General features: G+C 50.0%; 1 protein-coding gene. It reads right to left on the bottom strand.

Annotated elements, in window-relative coordinates:
- Nucleotides 1–546: CTP synthase (locus N2315_09625; protein MCX7829429.1), on the bottom strand; the 546-nt coding region annotated here is incomplete at both ends.

The raw sequence follows: 546 nt of genomic DNA, 5'->3' as shown, positions 1-546 counted from the left end.
GTTCCACCTCCACCCCATTGGCAAGGCCCGCATGGAACAAGGCTTCGTACACCGATTTATACGAATCATGGAGTTCCATGTATTTACCCACAATGCCAATACGGACCTTCCCTTTGCGGGCATTAAACTGTTCCATAACCCGCTTCCAGGGGCGCAAATCCGCATGACGGCTTTCCACCCCCAGTTTCTTAAGCACCACCAGGTCCAGTTTTTGTTCATAGAAGATGAGGGGAATCTCGTAAATCGTGGTATTCACATCGTAGGAAGTAAAAACCGCCTCGGTTTCCACATTCGTGAAAAGGGCTATTTTTCGTCGCGTTGCTTCATCCAGCAATACGGGGGCACGGCAGATAAGAATATCCGGCTGGATTCCCTGTTCTTGCATGGCCTTTACCGAATGCTGGGTGGGCTTTGTTTTGAGTTCCCCTCCGGCTACTTCAGGCAAAAGGGTAAGGTGCACCGAAAGGGCATTTATCTTTCCCAGTTCATGGATCATCTGTCGAGCCGTTTCCAGGAAAGGAATCGACTCAATATCCCCTACGGTAC

The organism is Thermanaerothrix sp. (genome assembly GCA_026417795.1).
In the GTDB taxonomy this organism is placed as follows: domain Bacteria; phylum Synergistota; class Synergistia; order Synergistales; family Synergistaceae; genus Thermanaerovibrio.
The sequence above is the reverse complement of the archived record's forward strand: the minus strand, read 5'-3'. Positions and strand labels throughout refer to the sequence as shown.